At 72.0% G+C, this 20,913-nt stretch carries 19 protein-coding genes and 1 pseudogene; 7 read left to right on the plus strand and 13 right to left on the minus strand.

Translation table 11 applies throughout. The features are described from left to right. The first annotated feature begins 73 nt into the window (after window positions 1-73). Window positions 74-1,210: a recombinase RecA gene (recA, locus tag IO20_RS0110160; protein WP_030217661.1), complete on the plus strand. Its 1,137-nt coding sequence runs from the start codon at window positions 74-76 to the stop codon at window positions 1,208-1,210. Continuing rightward, a pseudogene (gene recX, locus IO20_RS0110165) lies at window positions 1,155-1,781 on the plus strand (recombination regulator RecX); the annotation flags it as partial. The gene recA and the pseudogene recX, both read left to right, overlap by 56 nt. 126 nt (window positions 1,782-1,907) lie before the next feature. Here the strand turns inward: recX and IO20_RS0110170 are convergent. The 8 genes from IO20_RS0110170 to IO20_RS0110200 form a co-directional block, all read right to left on the minus strand. Continuing rightward, window positions 1,908-2,333 (minus strand): rhodanese-like domain-containing protein, encoded by a 426-nt coding sequence (locus IO20_RS0110170; RefSeq protein ID WP_106978542.1) that lies wholly within the window; start codon window positions 2,331-2,333, stop codon window positions 1,908-1,910. Further along, window positions 2,324-2,887, minus strand: coding sequence for a cupin domain-containing protein (locus IO20_RS0110175; RefSeq protein WP_030548084.1), 564 nt, complete (start codon window positions 2,885-2,887; stop codon window positions 2,324-2,326). Before IO20_RS0110175 ends, IO20_RS0110170 begins: the two co-directional genes overlap by 10 nt. Window positions 2,888-2,960: 73 nt before the next feature. Further along, window positions 2,961-3,047 (minus strand): putative leader peptide, encoded by an 87-nt coding sequence (locus IO20_RS42310; RefSeq protein ID WP_311605579.1) that lies wholly within the window; start codon window positions 3,045-3,047, stop codon window positions 2,961-2,963. 33 nt (window positions 3,048-3,080) lie between these two features. After that, the gene (locus IO20_RS0110180; RefSeq protein ID WP_030548086.1) at window positions 3,081-4,769 is read right to left on the minus strand and encodes an FAD-dependent monooxygenase; all 1,689 of its coding nucleotides are present in this window, start codon (window positions 4,767-4,769) and stop codon (window positions 3,081-3,083) included. Between the two features lie 192 nt (window positions 4,770-4,961). Continuing rightward, the gene (locus IO20_RS0110185; RefSeq protein ID WP_030548088.1) at window positions 4,962-5,852 is read right to left on the minus strand and encodes an amino acid ABC transporter permease; all 891 of its coding nucleotides are present in this window, start codon (window positions 5,850-5,852) and stop codon (window positions 4,962-4,964) included. Beyond that, complete coding sequence (locus tag IO20_RS0110190) at window positions 5,849-6,523, minus strand: amino acid ABC transporter permease (protein WP_030548090.1); 675 nt, start codon at window positions 6,521-6,523, stop codon at window positions 5,849-5,851. The genes IO20_RS0110185 and IO20_RS0110190 overlap by 4 nt, the downstream gene beginning before the upstream one ends. A gap of 118 nt (window positions 6,524-6,641) precedes the next feature. Further along, entirely contained in the window at window positions 6,642-7,463 is an 822-nt protein-coding gene (locus tag IO20_RS0110195; protein ID WP_030548091.1) for a glutamate ABC transporter substrate-binding protein, read from the minus strand. A 54-nt stretch (window positions 7,464-7,517) separates the two neighbouring features. Then, on the minus strand, window positions 7,518-8,315 hold the full coding sequence (locus IO20_RS0110200) for an ATP-binding cassette domain-containing protein (RefSeq protein WP_030548093.1): 798 nt from the start codon (window positions 8,313-8,315) through the stop codon (window positions 7,518-7,520). A 274-nt stretch (window positions 8,316-8,589) separates the two neighbouring features. On the opposite strand from IO20_RS0110200, the gene IO20_RS0110205 reads away from it, so the two are divergent. Together IO20_RS0110205 and IO20_RS0110210 are read left to right on the plus strand one after the other, a co-directional pair. Then, window positions 8,590-9,303 (plus strand): response regulator transcription factor, encoded by a 714-nt coding sequence (locus IO20_RS0110205; protein ID WP_030548095.1) that lies wholly within the window; start codon window positions 8,590-8,592, stop codon window positions 9,301-9,303. Between the two features lie 18 nt (window positions 9,304-9,321). Next, entirely contained in the window at window positions 9,322-10,758 is a 1,437-nt protein-coding gene (locus tag IO20_RS0110210; RefSeq protein WP_051874342.1) for a sensor histidine kinase, read from the plus strand. Here IO20_RS0110210 and IO20_RS0110215 read toward each other — a convergent pair. The 4 genes from IO20_RS0110215 to IO20_RS0110230 form a co-directional block, all read right to left on the minus strand. Beyond that, window positions 10,737-11,735, minus strand: a complete 999-nt coding sequence (locus IO20_RS0110215; protein WP_030548100.1) for a TAXI family TRAP transporter solute-binding subunit — start codon at window positions 11,733-11,735, stop codon at window positions 10,737-10,739. The genes IO20_RS0110210 and IO20_RS0110215 overlap by 22 nt on opposite strands. A 190-nt stretch (window positions 11,736-11,925) precedes the next feature. Next, window positions 11,926-13,113: an RCC1 domain-containing protein gene (locus IO20_RS0110220; RefSeq protein WP_030548102.1), complete on the minus strand. Its 1,188-nt coding sequence runs from the start codon at window positions 13,111-13,113 to the stop codon at window positions 11,926-11,928. A gap of 16 nt (window positions 13,114-13,129) precedes the next feature. Beyond that, window positions 13,130-14,284 carry an RCC1 domain-containing protein gene (locus IO20_RS0110225; protein ID WP_030548104.1) on the minus strand — a complete coding sequence of 385 codons (1,155 nt, stop codon included), beginning with the start codon at window positions 14,282-14,284 and terminating at the stop codon, window positions 13,130-13,132. A 15-nt stretch (window positions 14,285-14,299) separates the two neighbouring features. After that, complete coding sequence (locus IO20_RS0110230; RefSeq protein ID WP_030548106.1) at window positions 14,300-15,526, minus strand: RCC1-like domain-containing protein; 1,227 nt, start codon at window positions 15,524-15,526, stop codon at window positions 14,300-14,302. A gap of 663 nt (window positions 15,527-16,189) precedes the next feature. Between IO20_RS0110230 and IO20_RS0110235 the strand changes: the two genes are divergently transcribed. The 3 genes from IO20_RS0110235 to IO20_RS0110245 all read left to right on the plus strand — a co-directional run bounded on the left by IO20_RS0110235 (window position 16,190) and on the right by IO20_RS0110245 (window position 19,141). Further along, window positions 16,190-16,684: a hypothetical protein gene (locus IO20_RS0110235; RefSeq protein ID WP_030548108.1), complete on the plus strand. Its 495-nt coding sequence runs from the start codon at window positions 16,190-16,192 to the stop codon at window positions 16,682-16,684. Window positions 16,685-16,748: 64 nt separating this feature from the next. Then, window positions 16,749-17,738 (plus strand): hypothetical protein, encoded by a 990-nt coding sequence (locus IO20_RS0110240; RefSeq protein ID WP_030548110.1) that lies wholly within the window; start codon window positions 16,749-16,751, stop codon window positions 17,736-17,738. 17 nt (window positions 17,739-17,755) lie between these two features. Further along, on the plus strand, window positions 17,756-19,141 hold the full coding sequence (locus IO20_RS0110245; protein WP_030548113.1) for a hypothetical protein: 1,386 nt from the start codon (window positions 17,756-17,758) through the stop codon (window positions 19,139-19,141). A gap of 56 nt (window positions 19,142-19,197) precedes the next feature. On the opposite strand, the gene IO20_RS0110250 is transcribed toward IO20_RS0110245, so the two are convergent. Beyond that, the gene (locus tag IO20_RS0110250; RefSeq protein ID WP_030548115.1) at window positions 19,198-20,856 is read right to left on the minus strand and encodes a glutamate--tRNA ligase; all 1,659 of its coding nucleotides are present in this window, start codon (window positions 20,854-20,856) and stop codon (window positions 19,198-19,200) included. Window positions 20,857-20,913: the final 57 nt, after the last annotated feature.

Below are 20,913 nucleotides of genomic sequence, written 5' to 3' on the forward strand. Positions count from 1 at the left end.
GGGCCCATTGTCAGTGGCAGGGGTTAGCGTCTTTCACATGAAGCGATCGACTCAAGCAAACCGGGTGGAACCCATGGCAGGAACCGACCGCGAGAAGGCGCTCGACGCCGCGCTCGCACAGATTGAACGCCAATTCGGCAAGGGCGCCGTGATGCGCATGGGTGACCGTGTCCAGGAGCCGATCGAGGTGATCTCCACCGGGTCGACCGCCCTCGACATCGCGCTCGGTGTCGGCGGCCTGCCGCGCGGCCGTGTCGTGGAGGTCTACGGACCGGAGTCCTCCGGTAAGACGACCCTGACCCTGCACGCCGTCGCCAACGCCCAGAAGGCCGGCGGCCAGGTGGCGTTCGTGGACGCCGAGCACGCCCTCGACCCCGAGTACGCCAAGAAGCTCGGCGTCGACATCGACAACCTCATCCTGTCCCAGCCGGACAACGGCGAGCAGGCCCTCGAGATCGTCGACATGCTGGTCCGCTCCGGCGCCCTCGACCTGATCGTCATCGACTCCGTCGCCGCGCTCGTCCCGCGTGCGGAGATCGAGGGCGAGATGGGCGACTCGCACGTGGGTCTCCAGGCCCGGCTGATGAGCCAGGCGCTCCGGAAGATCACCAGTGCGCTCAACCAGTCCAAGACCACCGCGATCTTCATCAACCAGCTCCGCGAGAAGATCGGCGTGATGTTCGGTTCGCCGGAGACCACGACCGGTGGCCGCGCCCTGAAGTTCTACGCCTCGGTGCGCCTCGACATCCGTCGTATCGAGACCCTCAAGGACGGCACGGACGCGGTCGGCAACCGCACCCGCGTCAAGGTCGTCAAGAACAAGGTCGCGCCCCCGTTCAAGCAGGCCGAGTTCGACATCCTCTACGGCCAGGGCATCAGCCGCGAGGGCGGCCTGATCGACATGGGCGTGGAGCACGGCTTCGTGCGCAAGGCCGGCGCCTGGTACACGTACGAGGGCGACCAGCTCGGCCAGGGCAAGGAGAACGCCCGCAACTTCCTGAAGGACAACCCCGACCTCGCCGACGAGATCGAGAAGAAGATCAAGGAGAAGCTGGGCGTCGGCGTCCGGCCCGAGGCCGCGAAGGCCGAACCGGCGACGGACGCGGCGGTCGCCGCGGACGCGGCCGGCGCGGACGACGCGGCCAAGAGCGTCCCGGCACCCGCGAGCAAGACCGCGAAGGCGACCAAGGCCACCGCGGTCAAGAGCTGAACCGGTGACCGGTCGCACCGAATGGCCGGGTGACAGCCCCGACTCGTCGAGGGCCGAGAAGGAGCTGTCACCCCAGGACCCGGCGGAGCGGGCGCGGGCGATCTGTCTGCGCCTGCTCACCGGGACCCCCCGCACGCGCAAGCAGCTCGCCGACGCGCTGCGCAAGCGGGAGATCCCCGACGAGGTGGCGGAGGAGGTCCTCTCCCGCTTCGAGGACGTCGGGCTCATCGACGACGCCGCCTTCGCGGGGGCCTGGGTGGAGTCCCGCCACCACGGCCGGGGCCTCGCCCGGCGGGCGCTCGCCCGCGAGCTGCGGACGAAGGGCGTCGAGCCGACCCTCATCCAGGAGGCGGTGGAGCAGCTCGACTCCGAGCAGGAGGAGGCCACGGCGCGCGAACTCGTGGCCCGCAAGCTGCGCGCCACCCGCGGCCTCGACCGCGACCGGCGCCTGCGCCGGCTCGCCGGGATGCTCGCCCGCAAGGGGTATCCCGAGGGCATGGCCCTCCGTGTCGTCCGCCAGGCCCTTGAGGCCGAGGGCGAGGACACGGACGGGCTCGACGAGTCCTTCTGATCCCCGGGGGGAGATCAGAAGGACTTGTCGAGTCGGACCCTGTCGAGCCGAGCCGAGCGGGGTCGAGCCGGGTCGAGCACGGCCGGGCGGCCGGGCCGGGCCTCGTCCGTCAGCCGCCCGCGTCTCTCAGCCGCTCGTGACCGGCGGCAGGACCGGGAGGCCCTCGGCCTTCCATGCCTGGAAGCCGCCGATCAGATCGGTCGCCCGGTGGAGACCTAGGCGGCGCAGGGACTCGACCGCGAGGGAGGAGGCGTACCCCTCGTTGCAGAGGACCACCACCCGCAGGTCGTGGCTGTTCGCCTCGGGCGCGCGGTGGCTGCCCTGGGGGTCGAGCCGCCATTCCAGTTCGTTGCGCTCCACCACCAGCGCGCCCGGGATCAGCCCGTCCCGATCGCGCAGGGCCGCGTAGCGCGTGTCCACCAGGAGCGCGTCGCCCGCCTCGTACGCCTCGTGGGCGGCCCGGGGCGTGATCCGGTCGAGGCCCGACCTGACCCGCTCCAGGAGCTCGTCGATGCCGACCCGCTCGCTCTCGTGTGCGTCGCTCACTGCCAGTCCTCCGGACGCTCGACCTGCTCAAGACGGAGTACCGCGCCCGTCCGGCTGAACCGCCGGATCAGCGGAAGCGGCGGATAGTAGGCGTGCACCGACACCGCATGGGTGTCCGGGGACTCGTTGAGGACCTCGTGCACATGGTGGGTGCCGAAGGCGCGACCCCTGCCCTCCCCGAGGCGGCGGGAGCGGTCGAGGCCGTCGGCCAGTTCCAGGGTCTTCCAGCCGCTCGCCGGCAGCCGGACCGCGAGCGCGTTCTCGGTCAGCGTGCCGCGCGCGGTGGCGAAGGCACCCAGAGACTCGGCATGGTCGTGCCAGCCGGTGCCCGTGCCGGGCGGCCAGCCGATGAGCCAGGCCTCGCTGCCGCCGGGGCCTTCGAGCCGCACCCAGGTGCGGCCCTCGGGGTCGAGCGGCAGCAAGTCGACCAGTTCACGGTCCGCGGCGGTGCGCCGGACGAAGTCGAGGAGATCGGCTGCCGTGGGGGCGCCGGAGGGAGCGGCAGGGGAGTGGGCGTCCGCGGTGGACGCAGGGGTGGACGCAGGGGTGGATGGGGACACGGGTGACCGTCCTGGTTCGCTGAGAGCGCGCGGCGGCAGCACCAGTGGTGGCGCGCGCGGGGGAAGGGCGAGATCAGCAGGACGGGCGACACACGCAGCCCGCGTAGCGGACGAGGTCCATATGGACCCTCCGCCACAGGCGCACATCGGTGTCGGTCACGCTCCGGAGTACACCATGAGCGCCCGGGGGGAATCAACGCATGTCCGCCGTGCGGTCGCTGTCGGCGGACACTCCTGCCGCCACCTCTTCCTCCGTCTTCGCCTCCGGCCCGTCCGTCACCGCGCCGCCGCGAGCTGCGTCCGCCGCCGCGTACAGCTCCTCGGGGCGGACCCCGGAGAACGCGGCGACGAGGTGCCCGTCGGGCCGTACCAGCAGGACGGCGTGGGCCGGGGCGCCCGGATACGCCTCGGTCACCAGGACCTCCGCCTTCGCCGGGAGGGCGCGTACCGCCTCGTCGAGCCGAGGCATGACCCCCGCACCCTGCCAGTGGCGCCGGTCCCAGACCCCGGTGCCGGGAGCGACGAGGACGACCAGGAGGCGGCCCTGACCGAGCCGGTCCCTGAGTCGTACGGTCGTGCCGTCCGGGGCGGTCACGCGGACGTCCTCGACGGGGGCGCCCTCCGGAGTGCCCACGGGCGTCCGCCCCTCGGTGTACGGGGGTGCGAGGGGGGAGTGCGGGTACGCGGGGGGCGCGCCGAGCGGGCCGCGCCCCACGTGGCCGTCGGCCAGCAGGGCGTCGTGGCCGCGGGCGCCCCCGGGGAGGTAGGTCCGCAGGCCCCCGCCGCCGCGCAGGACGGGAAGCGACTGGTCCGCCGCGCGCAGCCGGTGGGCGACGGCCGTACGCCGCTCGCTCTGGTAGCTGTCGAGCAGTCGCTCCGAGGCGCCGTGGTGCCAGGTGTGGGCGAGTTTCCAGGCGAGGTTGTCCACGTCCCTGAACCCCTCGTCGAGCCCCTGGGTGCCGACCGCGCCGAGCAGGTGCGCCGCGTCCCCGGCGAGGAGGACCCGGTCGACCCGCCAGCGGCGGGCGAGCCGCTGGTGCAGGGTGTGCACGCCGGTGTCGATGAGTTCGTACGGGGGCGTCACCCCGTCGCACCAGCCGGCCAGGGTCTCGCGGATCCGGGCGACCAGCGCGTCCGGGGTGACGAGGTCGCCCCGGGGCGGCAGCAGCCAGTCGATCCGCCACACCCCGTCGGGCAGCGGGCGGGCGGTGATCTCGTCGGGGGCGCCCCGCCAGGGAGGCTGACGGTGCAGCAGGGCCTCGCCGGGCCAGGGGAGTTCCGTGCGCAGCGCCGCGACGGCGTGCCGTTCCACCGCCGTACGGCCGGGGAAGCGGATCCCGAGGAGCTTGCGCACGGTCGAGCGGGCCCCGTCGCAGCCGACGAGGTGGCTGCCGCGCCACCAGGTGCCTCCGGGGCCCCGGGTGTGGGCGACCACCCCGTCCATGTCCTGCTCGATGGTGTCGAGCCGGGACTCGGTGACGAGCCGGACGAGCTTCTGGTGGGCGATGGCGTCGCGGAGTCCGCGTGCGAGGGCGTGCTGGGGGATGTGCAGCGGCGCGGCTGGGGTGGCGGGCGCGCCGGGGTCTTCCGACCATTCCTCCGTGCCGCCGAGGCCGAGGTCGAGCTCGTGGTGGCGTACCAGCTGGCGGCGGCGCATACCGCGCCAGCCGACCCAGCGGAGGCCCTCGTCACGGAGGGTGGTGCAGCCGAGCCGCTCCACCATGGCGGCCGTGTCGGCGCGCAGGACGACGCTTTGGGCGGGGCGTGGCTCCTCCTTGCCCGAGCCCTCGTCGAGGACGACGCTGGGCACACCCTGCGCGGCGAGCGCGAGGGAGAGCGCGAGGCCGACCGGCCCCGCGCCCACGATGATCACCGGGTCCACGGCGCGGCTCCTGAAGGCCGGACGGTCATGGGGGCAGCACAGCTGAGTGTGGCACGAGCCCGGTGCTTGATCACAGACCGTATGCAACCCACTGAGGGTGCTTGCGTCAAGCGACGGGGTGGGCGCGGTGCGGCCGACCTGAAGTCGGTTCCGCTCCGGCCCACCCCTGTTGTCCCACGGACCCCGTAGGGGTCAGGCGTCGCTGACGGCCTTCTTGACCGCGTCGGTGGCTCCGGCCTGGGCCGGGATGGTCACCGCGGCGGTCTTCTTGCCCTGCCGCAGGCGCTTCTCCAGGCGGCTCGCGAAGGTGGTCAGGACGAAGTTCAGGACGATGTAGATCAGCGCGATGACAACGAGCGTCGCGATCGTGTTGGCGCCGTAGTTGGCCGTGATCTGCCGGTTCTGGCTGAGCAGTTCGCCGAAGCCGAGCAGGGCGCCGCCGAGTGCGGTGTCCTTGACGATCACGACGAGCTGGCTGACCAGGGCCGGGAGCATCACGGTGACGGCCTGCGGCAGCAGGACGTACAGCATGCTCTGGCCCTTGCGCATGCCGAGTGCCACGGCCGCGTCGCCCTGGCCCCGGGGCAGCGAGAGCACTCCTGCCCGGACGACCTCGGCGATCACCGAGGCGTTGTAGAGCACCAGGCCGGTGACGACCGCGTACAGCGGGCGGAAGTCCGAGCTCACGGTCGTGAACTCCCGGTAGAGCTGGCTGGCGAACATCATCAGGAGCAGCACCGGAATGGCGCGGAAGAACTCCACGACGGCGCCGACGGGCACCCGTACCCAGCGGTGGTCGGAGAGCCGGCCGATGCCGAGGAGCGCGCCGAGGGGCAGTGCGATCAGGATGGAGAGCGCGGCGGCCTTGAGGGTCTCCATGAGGCCGGGCACCAGGTACGTCGTCCAGACCTGGGAGTCGGTGACGAACGGGCTCCACTTGTCCGCGTCCAGCTGGTGCTTCTCGTTCAGGGCGGCCAGCACCCACCAGCCCGCCAGGGCGAGGACCGCGAGGAAGCCGATCGTGTAGAGGATGTTCCGCCGCTTGGCGCGGGGCCCCGGGGTGTCGTACAGGACGGAGCTCATCGCTTCACCGCCAGTCGCTTGGCCGCCCAGCCCAGGATCAGGCCGGTGGGGAGGGTGAGGGCGATGAATCCGAAGGCGAAGACCGCGAAGACGGCGAAGAGTGCGTCGGCCTCGTTCTCGATCATCTCCTTCATCAGGAACGCGGCCTCGGCGGCGCCGATGGCCGCCGCCACGGTGGTGTTCTTGGTGAGGGCGATCAGGACGTTGGCGAGCGGGGTCACAGCGGCGCGGAAGGCCTGCGGGAGGACCACGAGCGTGAGGACCTGGGTGAAGCTCATGCCGAGCGCGCGGGCGGCCTCGGCCTGGCCCGGCGGGACGGTGTTGATCCCCGAGCGCAGTGCCTCGCAGACGAAGGTGCCGGTGTACGCGATGAGTCCGAGGACGGCGAGCCGGAAACCGATGTCCTCGGAGCGCTGCCCGCCGAGCGTGATGAGCAGCGTCTGGTTGAGGCCCAGCAAGCAGGCCACGATGACCACCGTCAGCGGAGTGTTCCGGACGATGTTCACGTACGCGGTGCCGAAGGCGCGCATCAGCGGAACCGGGCTGACCCGCATCGCGACCAGGGCGGTGCCCCAGATCAGCGAGCCGATCGCCGAGTAGAGGGCGAGCTTCGCCGTCACCCAGAAGGCGCCGAGCAGGTCGTACTGCCCGGAATCAAGAAAGTCGAACACGATGCCCGCGCTCTCCCCTGGTGGTCGGTCGGTGGGACGGCCGCCGCGTGGGCGGCGGCCGGTGCCGGTGCGACGGCCGCCCGTCGAGGGGCGGCCGTCACGGCCGGAGCGGGTCAGGTCAGTTCTCGACCTTCGGCGCGGCCTCGTACTTGTAGCCGGAGGGGCCGAAGTGCTCCTTGACGAGCTTCTCCCAGGTGCCGTCGGAGACCATCTTCTCCAGCGCCTTGTTGATCTTGCCGCGCAGCTCGTCGTCGCCCTTCTTGACGCCGATGCCGTACTTCTCGTCGCTCATCCGGAGACCGGCGAGCTTGAACTTGCCCGCGTGCTCCTTCTGCGAGGCGTAGCCCGCGAGGATGGAGTCGTCGGTGGTCAGGGCGTCAACGGCCTTGTTCTCCAGGCCGGTGAGGCACTCGGAGTAGCCGCCGAGCTGCTGGAGGTCGGCCTTCGGGGCGAGCTTGTCCTTGACGTTCTGCGCGGAGGTCGAGCCGGTGACCGAGCAGAGCTTCTTGGAGTTCAGGTCCTCGACCTTGGTGATCGAGCTGTCGTCGGCGCGCACGAGCAGGTCCTGGTGGGCCAGGAAGTACGGACCGGCGAAGTCGACCTCCTTCTTGCGCTTGTCGTTGATCGAGTAGCTGGCGACGACGAACTTGACGTCACCGTTCTTGATCAGGTTCTCGCGCTCGGCGCTCGGCGCCTGCTTGAAGTTGATCTTGTCCTCGGCGTAGCCCAGCTCCTTGGCGACGTAACGGGCGACGTCCACGTCGAAGCCGGCGTACTTGCCGTCCGGGGTCTTCAGGCCCAGGCCGGGCTGGTCGAACTTGATGCCGACGTTGATCTTGTCACCGTTGCTGCCGGAGTCCGAGCCGCCGCCGCAGGCGGTGGCGGTCAGGGCGAGGACGGCGGCGGCCGCGACGGCGGTGGAGGTGCGACGAAGCTTCATCGAGGAATGTCCCTTGATCTAGAAGTGAGTTGGGAAGAATAGGCCCGAACTCGCTCAGTGGTGAAGGATCTTGGAGAGGAAGTCCTTGGCCCGGTCGCTGCGCGGGTTGCTGAAGAACTCCTCGGGCGTGGCCTGTTCGACGATGCGTCCGTCGGCCATGAACACGACCCGGTTGGCGGCGGAGCGGGCGAAGCCCATCTCGTGGGTCACGACCACCATCGTCATGCCGTCCCGGGCCAGCTGCTGCATGACCTCCAGGACCTCGTTGATCATCTCGGGGTCGAGGGCCGAGGTCGGCTCGTCGAACAGCATGACCTTCGGGCCCATCGCGAGGGCGCGGGCGATCGCCACGCGCTGCTGCTGACCACCGGAGAGCTGTGCGGGGTACTTGTCGGCCTGGGTGCCGACCCCGACCCGGTCCAGCAGGGCGCGGGCCTTGGCCTCGGCGGCCTTCTTCTCCGTCCTGCGGACCTTGATCTGCCCCAGCATCACGTTCTCGAGCACCGTCTTGTGCGCGAAGAGGTTGAACGACTGGAACACCATGCCGACGTCGGACCGCAGCCGGGCGAGCTCCTTGCCCTCCGCCGGCAGCGGCTTGCCGTCGATGCTGATGGAGCCGGAGTCGATGCTCTCCAGCCGGTTGATCGTGCGGCACAGCGTCGACTTGCCGGACCCGGACGGTCCGATGACGACCACGACCTCGCCGCGACTGATCGTCAGGTCGATGTCCTGGAGGACATGCAGTGCGCCGAAGTGCTTGTTCACGCCGGTCAGTACGACCAGGTCGTCCGCGGCGCGCGGGGTGTCCTCGGGCCCTCCGGGCGCTGACTTGGACACAGACTCTCCGCTCATCGGGCTCTTGCTCCGTCCTCCTCGGTTGGGGAGGACACTAGAGACCCGATGTGAGGACCGTCATTACATCTGAGCGGAAATTGAGGATAACGATCCGGCCGCAACCGGACACAGTGTGTGAACGGGACACCCGCAGCCGTACCGGGTACATAACAGAAACACCGGCGACACAGGGTGACACTTGACTGTGACACCGATGATCGGTGTTCATGCCCTGGTACCACCTGGTACACAGAGAGCCGCCGATCGGCACATCACCACGGAGGAGGTACGTATGCGACTGCTGCTCGTCGAGGACGACGACCATGTCGCCGCCGCCCTCTCCGCGATCCTCGCCCGGCACGGCTTCACCGTCACCCACGCCCGCAACGGCGAGGAGGCGCTCCAGGCCGTCCTGCCCACGGCGCAGGGCGAGCGCCCCTCCTACGGGGTGATCCTGCTCGACCTCGGCCTCCCCGACCAGGACGGCTACCAGGTCTGCGGTCGCATCCGGAAGCTCACCACCACCCCGGTGATCATGGTTACCGCGCGCGGTGACGTACGCTCCCGGATCCACGGGCTCAACCTCGGCGCCGACGACTACGTCGTCAAGCCCTACGACCCCGGCGAGCTCCTCGCCCGCATCCACGCGGTCAGCCGGCGCAACGCGGGCACCGAAGAGACCACCGGGAGCGGCGCCGGTACCGACGGCACCCTGCTGCGGCTGGGTTCCGTCACCATCGAGCTGCCCACCCGGCGGGTCAGCGTCGAAGGCGAGAGCGTCCCTCTCACCCGCAAGGAGTTCGACCTCCTCGCCCTCCTCGCCCAGCGCCCCGGAGTCGTCTTCCGCCGCGAGCAGATCATCAGCGAGGTCTGGCACACCAGTTGGGAGGGGACCGGCCGCACCCTGGAGGTGCACGTCGCCTCCCTGCGCTCCAAGCTGCGCATGCCCGCCCTCATCGAGACCGTGCGGGGCGTCGGCTACCGCCTGGTCGCCCCCGCCGCCTGACCGCGGGACGGCCCCTCCGTGCGCACCCGCCTCCTGCCGCTGCTCATCGTCCTGATGGCGGGCGTCCTGCTCGCCCTCGGCTTTCCGCTCGCCGCCAGTCTCGCCGCGTCCGAACAGCAGCGGGTCATCGTCGACCGGCTCGACGACGGCGCGCGCTTCGCCGCCCTGGCCCAGTTCGTCAGCGAGACCAGCCCCGGCACCGACGAGCGGCGCGCCACCCTCCGCGGCGAACTCGCCAGCTACCACGACGTGTACGACATCCGCGTCGGCATCTTCTACCGCGACAACCGCGCCATGGCCGCCGCCCCCGAGGACTGGGCCGTCCCGAACGAGGGGGAGGGCCGCCGCGCCTTCCGCGAGGCGCTCCTCGGCCGCCGCAGCCACGACCCGCCCCAGGTGTGGCCCTGGCAGGGCCACGCCCGGATCACCATCGCCTCCCCGGTCGTCAGGGACGGGGACGTCGTCGCCGTCGTCGTCACCGACTCGCCCACCGGACAGCTGCGCTCCCGCATCCTGCGCGGCTGGCTGCTGATCTTCGTGGGCGAGGCCGCCGCCATGCTGCTCGCCGTCGGCGCAGCCTTCCGGCTCACCGGCTGGGTCCTGCGGCCCGTCCGCGTCCTCGACTCCGTCACCCACGACATCGCCACGGGCCGGATGAACTCCCGCGTCGCCGCGACCGGCGGGCCGCCCGAACTGCGCCGCCTCGCCCTCTCGTTCAACGAGATGGCCGACAACGTCGAGGAGGCGCTCGAACAGCAGCGGGCGTTCGTCGCCGACGCCTCCCACCAGCTGCGCAACCCGCTGGCCGCGCTGCTCCTGCGGATCGAGCTGCTCGCCATGGAGCTCCCCGAGGGGAACGAGGAGATCGCCTCCGTCCGGACCGAGGGCAAGCGCCTCTCGCAGGTCCTCGACGACCTCCTCGACCTGGCGCTCGCCGAGCACGCGGCGGCCGAGCTGCGGCTCGTCGACGTCGGCGCGCTCACCGCCGAGCGGGTCGCCTCCTGGCGGCCGGTCGCCGACGACAAGGGCGTCCTGCTGACCGGGGAGTGCGGGGCCGCCACGGGCTGGGCGGACCCGGTGGCGCTCTCCAGCGCCCTCGACGCGGTGATCGACAACGCGCTCAAGTTCACGCCGCCCGGGGAGGAGGTCACCGTCACGGTCCCGGTGCCGAAGGGCGCCGACGGCGTCTCGGTCGTCGTCGCCGACCACGGGCCCGGCCTCACCGAGGACGAGCTGGTACGGGTCGGCGACCGCTTCTGGCGCTCGGGGCGGCACCAGAACGTCAAGGGCTCGGGGCTCGGCCTGTCCATCACGCGCGTCCTGCTGACGGCCGGTGGCGGAAGCCTCGCGTTCGCCCCGAACGAGCCGCACGGGCTACGGGTGACGGTGACCGTCCCCCGGCACGCCCCGGCCGACGGCGGCAGGAGCACCGGTCAGGGCTTCACCGAGCGGTAGTAGCGGCGGGCTCCCTCGTGGAGCTTCAGGGGTTCCGTGTAGACGGCGGTCCGCAGGTCCACCAGCTGGGCCGGGTGGACCTGGCCGCCGATCCGGTCCCGGCTCCTGATCACCGTACGGGTGAAGCCCTCCACCAGGTCCCGGTCGGCCCCGACCGTGGTGACCAGGAGGTTCGCCACCGCCAGCGTCTCCACCTGCTGACCGTCCTGGGCCTTCGTGTACGCGTCGGCGGGGATCACCGCGGACCGGTAGTGGCGGGTCGCGTCGCCGGCCTGGTGCATCCGGTCCACCAGGGCCGCGTCCAGCGGGATCAGCCGGATCGGGAAGCGCTCGGACAGGTCCTGCACCGCGTGGGTCGGCAGCCCGCCCGACCAGAAGAAGGCGTCAAGATCACCGCGCTGCAGGAGCCCCGGCATCGTGTCGATGCCCGCCGACACCGGCTCGACGTCCCGGGTGGGCGTGAGGCCGGCCGCCGCGAGGACCCGGTCGGCGATCAGCCGTACGCCGGACCCGTCCTGGCCCACCCCGACCCGCAGCCCGCGCAGGTCCTGCGGCTCGCGGATCTCCGAGCCCTTGCGGACCACCAGCTGGACGTAGTCGTCGTACAGCCGGGCGCAGCCGCGCAGCCGCGCGAAGCCGGGCCTGCCCTCCCGCTGGTACTGCGCCACCGCGTCGGCCGTGGCGACGGTGAAGTCGGCCTCGCCCGTGGCCACCCGGGCCAGGTTCTGCTGGGAGCCCTCGCTGTCCTTGAGCCGTATCGACACCTCGGGCAGGTCCGTGGCGAGGGCCTGCTTGAGCAGATCCCCGTACCGCTGGTAGACGCCGGTGGGCACGCCCGTGCTGAAGGTGACCGTGCCGCTCGGCGCGGGGGCGCCGAAGGGCGCCAGCCACCACACCAGCACCCCGCACAGCGCGAGCAGCGCGGCCGAGGCCGCCAGGACACGGCGGCGGGCGGCGCGGGAGAGCGAGGCGAACATGACGGCGATCCTGCCAGCTCACCGCCGTCCCTGGCCAGGATCGGGCGGTGTGGGAGTCCGCACGGACCCGGGCGAGCGGGGCCGTGCGGACATCGGGGCCCGCGCGGACCCGGGGCGAGCGGGGCCGTACGGACATCGGGGCCCGCACGGACCCGGGCGCGCGGGGCCGTGCGGACATCGGGGGTGCTCGTCAGTAGGCGAAGCCGGACTTGCCCGTCTTCGTCGTGGTGACGTGGGTGATGCCGCTGCCCGGCGGCAGCGCGACCGTGGTGACGCTCGGCGCGGTGGGCGCGGTCGTCGAACCGTCGCCGAGCTGGGCGGCTCCGTTGGCGCCCCATCCGATCACCGAGCCGTCGTCGAGCGCGGCCAGGGTGAAGTCGGCTCCGCCGGCGATGTCCTGCACGCCCTTGAGGCCGTCCAGGACGACCGGGGTGGTGCGGTTGGCGTTGGTGCCGTCGCCGAGCTGCCGGTCGGTGTTCTTGCCCCAGCCGGCGAGGCTGCCGTCGTCGAGGACGGCGAAGGCGGAGGCCGAGGTGGCGAAGATCCTGGCGACCGAGTCGATGAAGGCGACGTCCACCGGCTTGTTGCTGTCGACGACGGTGTCGTTGCCGAGCTGGCCCTCGGTGCCCTTCCCCCAGCTCTTCACCGTCCCTTCGGCGGTGAGGGCGACGACGTGCTCGCAGCCCACCGCGATGGACTCGACGTCGACGAGGTCGGGGACCATCTGCGGGGTCTCGCGGGTCGTGTTGTTGCCCGTGCCGAGCCTGCCGTTGGTGCCCAGGCCCCAGGTCCAGACCGTGCCGTCCTGGCGCAGTGCCACGCTGAAGTCGCAGCCGGCGCCGACGTCCTTGACCTTGTCCAGGCTCTGCACGGGGATCGGGTTCTTGTACGGGTTGGTGGTGTCCTGGCCGGTGCCGAGCTGCTTCGAGGCGTTGCTGCCCCAGGCGAGGACCCGGCCGCCCTTGACGGCGAGGGCGTGGTTCGCGCCGGCGGAGACCTCGCTCACCCCGGAGAGACCGCTGACGGTCGCGGGGAAGCTCTGGGCGATGGTGGTGCCGTTGCCGAGCTGGCCGGTGGCGTTGGAGCCCCAGCTCTTGACGGTGCCGTCCTTGAGGAGGGCGACGGCGAAGCCGTTCGCGGCGGTGCCGGCACCGCCGCCGCCTCCGGACAGCTCACGGACGTCGTCCCGGGTGATGCCGGAGACGGCCGCGGGGGTCTGCTGGGCGAGGACGCTGCCGTTGCCCAGCTGTCCCTGCGCGTTCTCGCCCCAGGCACGCACCCAGGGGTCGGCGGCGGCGTGGGCGGTGAGCACGGGGGCGGTGAGGGCGGTGGCCGCCGTGAGGGCGGCGAGCAGGGTGACGCGCTTGCGGTGGTGCACGGGAGGACCTTTCGGGTCAGTAGGCGTAGCTGGTCTGCCAGACGGTGGAGGCCGCTACGCGGGTCGTGCCGCTGCCCGGGGGCAGGGCGGTGACCGGGGTGAGGGAGCTTGTGGTGGTGCCGTCGCCGAGCTGGCCGGAGCTGTTGTCGCCCCAGGACCGGACGGACCCGTCGGCGAGGACGGCGATCGTGTGCTTCCAGCCCCCGGCGACGGCGGTCACGTCGTCGAGTGCGGGGACCGGGACGGGAGTCGTCCGGTCGACGGTGGTGCCGTCGCCGAGCTGCCCCGCCGTGTTCCAGCCCCAGGCGCGGACGGTGCCGTCGTCCAGGACGGCGAGGTTGTGGTGGCCGCCGCTGAAGACGTGGGCGACTCCGTCGAGGTGCCGTACGTGCACGGGGGTCGGACTGGAGTCGGTGGCGCCGTTGCCGAGCTGGCCGTACGCTCCCCGGCCCCAGGCCTTCACGGTTCCGTCGGCGGTGAGCGCGAGGCTGTGATAGCAGCCGGTGGTGACGGCCACGACATCGGTGAGTCCCGGGACCTTCTTCGGGGTGTTCTGGTCGGTGGCGGAGCCGATGCCCAGCTGGCCGTCGGTGTTCCGGCCCCAGGTCCACACGGTGCCGTCCTCGCGCAGGGCCACCGTGTGGTAGCAGCCTGCCGCGATGTCCTTCACCTTGTTCGGGCCCTGGACCGCTACCGGGCGCGTCGCCGCCTCCGCACTGCCGTTGCCGAGCTGACCGAAGGCGTTGTCACCCCAGCCCAGGACCCGTCCCGCTCGGACGGCGAAGGCGAAATGGACCCCCGCCGCCACCTCGGAGACACCGGAGAGACCGGCGATCGTCGCCGGGAACGGCCGGCCGGTGGTCGTTCCGTCGCCCAGTTGACCGTTGCTGTTGCCGCCCCAGGACTGGACGGTGCCGTCGTTCAGGAGGGCGACGGCGAACGAGTTGACGTTGTTGCCCCCGCCACCGCCCAGCTCACGCACATCGGCCAAGGCCAGGCCCTTGACCGCGGACGGGGTCCACTGGTCGAGCGTGGAGCCGTCGCCCAGCTGGCCGGCGGAGTTGAGTCCCCAGGAGCGCACCCACGGGTCGCTGGGTTCGGCGGCGGCCGGTGTACCGGCCACGAGGAGCGTGATCAGGGCGACGAGGGGCCGGACGCAGGTGTACGTCATGACGTACCCGCCCGCTCAGTAGGCGTACGTCGTGTTGCCGCCGAGTGACACCGCCACCGCCTTGATCGCCGAGCCCTCGTTGAGGATCTTCACCGACTCGTAGCGCGAGACCGTGGTGCCGTTGCCGAGCTGGCCCTCGCCGTTGTGGCCCCAGGCGAAGATGTCGTCGGCCGTGACGGCGACGCCGTGCCGGGCGCCCGCGGCGAGGTGCTGGACGCCTTCGAGGCGCGGGATCTCGACGGGGGCGGTGCGGTTGGTGCGGGAGACGTTGGAGTCGAAGGCCTCGTCGGACTCCAGGAGCTGGCCGTACTGGTTGTTGCCCCAGCCCCAGACGTGGCTGTCGCTCGTCTTGACGTAGTTGTGGTGCGCGCCCGCCTCGATGTCGGAGACGCCCTCCACCCAGTCGACGTCGACCGGCAGGGTCGAGCTCTTGGTGCTGGAGTTGCCGAGCTGGCCGTAGAGGTTGTAGCCCCAGGCCTTGACGGTGTCGTCGGAGGTGAGGGCGAGGGCGTGGTGGCAGCCGGCGTCGATCTCCACGATCTCCTTCAGGTCCTCGACCTGCCGGGGTACGGAGCTGGTGGCGCGGTTGCCGGTTCCGAGCTGGCCGTGGATGCCGCGGCCCCAGGCGTACACCTTGCCGTTCTCCAGGAGGGCGAGGCTGAAGTCGCAGCCGGCCGAGATCTGCTTGACCTTGGGCATGCCCTGGACGCGGTCGGGGACGGTGCGGCTGTCGCCGGTGCGGTTGTTGCCGAGCTGGCCGTAGGCGTTGTCCCCCCAGGAGTAGACCTGGCCGCTGGTGTCGAGGGCGAGGGCGTGCCGCCCGCCGGCCGCGATGTCCTTGATGTTGGTCAGGCGGGGGACGGTGGTGGGCACGGTCTGGTTGGCGTTGCCGCCGTTGCCGAGCTGGCCGGAGGAGTTGTGGCCCCAGGACTTGACCGTCTTGTCGGTGCGGGCGAGGGCGAAGGAGTCGGCGGACGAGGTGCCGCCCGCCGACATCTGGTCGACGTCGCCGCGGAAGAGGCTGGTGACCGAGGACGGGCTGAGGCTGTCGCCGAGGGTGCCGTTGCCGAGCTGGCCTGTGCGGCCCGCGCCCCAGCTCAGGACGGTCGGGTTGCCCTCGTTGGCCTGGGCGGCGGGGGCGAGGGCCGGGAGGGCGGCGAGGGCGGCGGTGGCGAGGACCGCGGCGGCGAAGGGCCGGGTGCGCGATGCCTTGCGCGGGGGGAGGGTTCGTGAACGGGACATGGCTCTGCTCTCCTTCGACGGGGACATACGGGAGCGCGGCGTCCGGACCGTGGCGTCCGCGGGGAGGGCGGAGGCGTACGAGGCCGGGCGCGGGTCATGCGAACACGGTGTGCCGGGCCTCTGGGCATGGGGCGCCCACGGCCGGGTGCGGCGGCCGGGACGGGCCGCCGGGCACAGGAGCAGACTGTCCGAAAACGATCACCATGGCGAGCGGAAAGCGTTGAAACACCCGTTTGTCGGACCTCCGTTCGGGGCGGGAGTCCAGGGGGCGCACTCGGCCCCGGAGCACCCCTTCCGCCGGCTCGTCCGGGGCGTCCCGGCGGGCCGCCGAACGGCGGCGGCCGGGGGAGTGAGGAGCCCCGCCGTGCCCGGTCGCCCGCGCTCTCACCCGTACCCCCGAATCCCTACGAACGGGTGGACCGGCATGTCGGGGAGGTGGCTCGTGGACACCCCCGGCCGGCCCCTCGCCGCGGATCCGAGTGCGCTCCGCCGAAGTGGTGAGCGGCCCCCGGCGGGCACGCCGCGCCGTGTGTCCTGCCGGGGCGCCGGGGCCCCTGCGGTTAGCGTCGGTCTGCGCTCGGTGATCTTGAGGACAGTCCCCTGTCCGCCCCTGGCGTCCCTGGCCGAGCCAGCCAACCACCCCCCGTCCCAAGGGAGTTCCCCATGCCCGTGTCGAAGGCGTCGCCCCGTCGTGTGCTGACCGTCGCCCTCCTCGCCGCAGCCCTCGCCCTCCCCCTGGCCCCCGCCGCGTACGGCGAGGAGTGCAAGCCCGATGACCAGGTCTGCCAGGACCAGCAGGACAAGGAGGCCAACGCCAAGGAGGCGAAGAAGATCGAGGAGCAGCAGAAGAAGAACCAGGAGGCGGCCACCAAGGCCGACAAGGACATCAAGGCCGCGGAGAAGAAGCTCGAAGAGTGTCCGCCCGACTCGTCCTCCTGCATGAGCAAGCTGACCGGCGGCAAGGGCGCCGCCGAGGAGAAGGGCCTCAAGGACATGACCGAGACCATTTCCTCGAACAAGCCCGAGCCGGCGAACAACGCGGCCCAGGCCGTGACCTCGACCTGCGCGTCCTTCCCCGGCTCGCTGCCGCAGGGCTCCACCGACCCGGGACAGTCCCCCTTCCCGGTCGACCAGCTCTGCAGCCTCCTCGGCAGCTGAGCCGCACCCCGCGCACGTCCCCTGTCCCCTCCGCCTCCCCTCCGTCCCGAAGGGATCCCCCGTCATGCCCGCGTGCCATCGCCGCGCCGCCCTGCTGCCCGCCCTCTCTGTGCTCGTCGGCCTCGCCGCCGTCTCCCTCGCGCCGCCCGCCGGTGCCGCCTCCGAAGGGGGGCCGGGCGAGCCCCCCGTGGCCCGCGCCCTCACCGCCGACGGGCGCCCGGCCAAGGTCGCCGACGTCCTGAGGTACTGCGACACCAAGCGCTCCGCCTGCACCTTCGCCATCGACCGCAAGCTGGGCCGCGAGTACGCCACCACCGTGAAGTCGCTCGGCAACGCCGTGGTCAACTGCACCCAGAGCGACATGGCGGTCGACCGGACCGTCACCCTGAGGACCAGCAGCACCGACAACATCGGCGGGGAGATCTCCGGGAAGATCACCGCCGAGGGCTCCGTCACCGCCTCCGGCGAGGTCACCACCAACCTCTCCAACGACAACAGCAGCGAGACCAAGACGCCCAACCTCAAGGACGGGCCGACCTCGACGAACGGCACCAAGATCAGCGTCGCCGGCGGAGCCAAGGCGGCCGGATCGATGAGCGCGAAGCTCGCCTTCGAGGCCGCGTTCAAGGCCACGTACTCCAAGTCCTGGACCGTCGACAACACCGAGACGACCGTCTACAAGTCCACCGTCAAGGCGCACGACATGCTCGTCTTCGGTGCGAGCGCCGCCATACGACGTGTGGTCGGCAACCTCGTCGCCGACACCGGGGCGCGGATCATGGGCATCGCCGTGGAAAGCCCGTCGATGGTCACCAGCAGCATGTTCATCGCCCAGACGTACGCCGCCCCCGCCGGCACCTGCAGCGGTACGCGGCCCCCCGCCCCCGCTCCCGCCCCGGCTCCCGCCCCCGCTCCCGCCCCGGCTCCCGGTCCCGGTCCCGCTCCGGCTCCCGGTCCCGGGCCGGTCTCCGCAGCCGAGGTCCCGGCCGCGCGGGCGGTGCCTCCGGGCGCGGCTCCGAAGCACGTCGTCAACCTGCCCGCCGACGCTTCCTGACCCGGGGGAGAACCACCATGAACCGCACCGTGCTCCCGGCCCTCGTCGTCCTCGGGGCCACCGGACTGCTGCTGCCCGTCGTGCCACTCGCGTACGCGGCACAGGCCGCTCCGGCGTCCCAGGCCGTCCCCGTCCTCAACGGCGACTTCGCCGAACCGGTCATGAAGGGCGACGGCCCCACCACCGTCGGCATCGAATCCTGGACCGGCCTCAACCAGCGCTACTCGCCCACCGCTTCGGGCCGCTCGGACAGCTCCCACGGCGTCGCCCTCCAGAAGGACGGCAACACCCTCCAGCAGCGGCTGCGCGGGGTCCGGGCCGGAGCCCGCGTCACCGTCAGCTACGAGGACAGCCCCGCCGTCTCCAAGGAGTGCACCGGCGAACAGGTCGTCGAAGGACAGCCGTACACCGTCGGCGGCTCCGGCGGCCCCGTCCGGGAGGTCACCACCGCCACGGACCCCGACCGTACGAAGGGGAAGCCCGGCACCGGCCGCTGGACCGCCCGCAGCTACGTCTTCACCGCGAGCGAGAACGAGCCGCTGCTCACCTTCACCTCCAAGGTCACCGACTCCCGTACGCACGTGACCTGTTCGCCGATGATCGCCCGCATCCGCGCGGTCGAGGTCCCGCCGGCCCTCGACAAGACCGTCGACAAGACGGCGCTCGGGACCTCGGAGGCGTACAAGGGAAACGAACGCGAGAGCACCCTCCACAACGCGGCCGCCGCCTGCAACGGCGAGAACGCCTGCACCTTCCGGCCGGACACCCGCACCTCCTTCCGCTACTACGACCGGGCACGGGTCATCGGCGAGGCCTTCGTCAACTGCACCCGCAACACCCTGGAACACTCCCGGCTCCTGTCCTACGCCGAGCGCGGGCACGACAGCGTCTCCCAGACCTACGCCGACGCCAACCTGGCGCTCAACGAGGTGGCCAGGCTGCCCACTTCGGGCGTTCGCGAGGAGGACGAGAAGCGGGTCAAGGAGCGGCCCATGGCCACCCAGTTCGCCCTCGCCTACGAGAAGGGCTGGCAGCGGCCCTGGCAGTGGTTCAGCAGCGACCAGCGGACCGTCGTGGAGAAGATCCAGCCCGGCGAGGTGAGCTGGGTCGAGATGCAGCCCAGCCGCGAGCGGGTCGAGGGCTGGTTCGTCAGCAAGAAGGACGACTACCGGCTGCACGCCGTCATCGACGGACCCTCGCGGGCCGTGCCCGACCGGCTGCTCCAGCGCACCGGACCCATGTCGGAGGCGGAGAAGCAGCGCTGCACCGCCGCCCGGCCGATGGCCACCACCCCGGTCGGCGCGGACGCGCCCGCGAGCTCCAGCGACAAGGGGCTCCTCAAGATCCCCGCGCCGACGGCTCCCGGTGTGCGGTCATCGGACCGGAGCATGCCGCTGGACTGACCCGGCGGGACCGCCCCTGCCCCACCCCGCCACGGCGGTGAGGGACCGCGCCCGCCTCACCCCGCCACGGCGGTGAGGCGGCGCACCACCTCCTCCACCCCCAGGACCCGTGCCACGGCGAACAGGTCGGGGCTGCGGGTGGCGCCCGTCAACGCGACCCGGACCACGTTCGCGACGTCCCTCGGCGGGCCCGCCCAGCGGCCCGGATCCCGGCGCCAGGCCGCCGTGTCCGGCGCGTAGCCGTGCCGCCCGGCGAGCTCGCGGAGCTCCGCGAGCCACCGCTCCGGCGTCCCGGCGCCCACCGCCTGCCGCACCGCCGCCGCGAAGTCGGCCGCGATCCGGCGTACGAGATCCGGGGCGAGGCCGCCGTAGCGGTCGTCGTCGGCGGCCGGCGGCGGACCGAAGAGCTCCGTGAAGAAGAAGCCGTAACGATCGCGGAAGCAGGACCAGCGGTCCAGGTCCTTCCGGGCCGGCGCGCCCTCGGGGCGGCCCGTGGCCACGGCGGCGAGCGCGAGCCCCCGGTGGCGGACGAGGACCGACGCCAGCTCCGGATCGTGCTCCTCCGCCCAGGCGAGGAGCTGGTCGTACAGCTCGTCCGCGGCGAGCGAGGCGATGAACTCCCGGCTCAGCGACTGCAGTTTGGGGAGGTCGAGGAGCGGGCCCGAAGGGCGCATCCCGTCGAGGCGGACGGGGGCGGCCAGCGCCTGGGACGTGGGGACGTCCATCAGCCGGATGTTGGCCAGACCTCGCAGGTAGTGCCGTACCGCGGCCGGTGGATAGCCGGCGGTCAGGTAGTAGTCCACCGACGCCTCGGGGTCCTTGCGCTTGCTGAGCTTGCGACGCGAGGGCCCCTCGGCCTTCATCAGCGGCGCGAGATGCGCGTACGCGGGCGGCTCGAAGCCGAGTGCCGTGTGCAGCTGCAGATGGACCGGCGTCGACGAGAGCCACTCCTCGCCGCGCACCACGAGCGACACCCGCATCAGGCGATCGTCCACGACATGCGCGAAGTGGTAGGTCGGCAGCGGGAGTTCCTCCCGCGAGGACTTGAGCAGCACGATGTCGTTGCCGTTGTCCCGCATGGTGACGGAGCCGCGGATGCGGTCCGCGAAACGGACCCGGCCGGGGAACTCGTACGGGCAGCGGAACCGCACCACGTACGGTTCGCCCGCCGCGAGCCGACGCGCCACCTCCTCGGGGGCGGCCGTCCGGCACGGCGCCCACCGGCCGTAGTAGCCCAGCGGCGATCGGCCCGCGCGCTGCTCCTCCGCGCTCCGGGCGAGCCGGTCCTTCGCGCAGAAGCAGGGATACGCGCGGCCCCGGCGCAGCAGCTCCCGCACATGGCTGAGATAGACGTCCCGGCGCTCCGACTGGAGGTACGGGCCCCAATCGCCGTCCCCGGCGGTCCCGCCCTCGTCGGGGGCGAGCCCGAAGGCGCCGAGGAGGCGTGAGAACTCCTCCGCCGCCCCCGCCACCCGGCGCGAGCGGTCGGTGTCCTCGACGCGCAGCACGTGCACGCCGCCCGACTGGTGGGCCAGGGCGCGCGCCACGGCCGCCGTGTAGAGACCGCCGATGTGCAGATGTCCGGTGGGGCTCGGGGCGAAGCGCGTCACCTCGGCACCCGCCGGAAGGGCGCGCGGCCGGAACCGCCGCTCCCAGTCGGCCGGTTCGGGGAGATCGGGCGGGAACATCGCGTTGATGACGGACAGGTCGAGCACGGTGGACTCCCTCCTGGGGTTCCTGCGGAGATCCACGGTAGGCAGGTGACCGGCCGA

The organism is Streptomyces exfoliatus (genome assembly GCF_000725545.1).
Classification (GTDB): Bacteria; Actinomycetota; Actinomycetes; order Streptomycetales; family Streptomycetaceae; genus Streptomyces; species Streptomyces exfoliatus.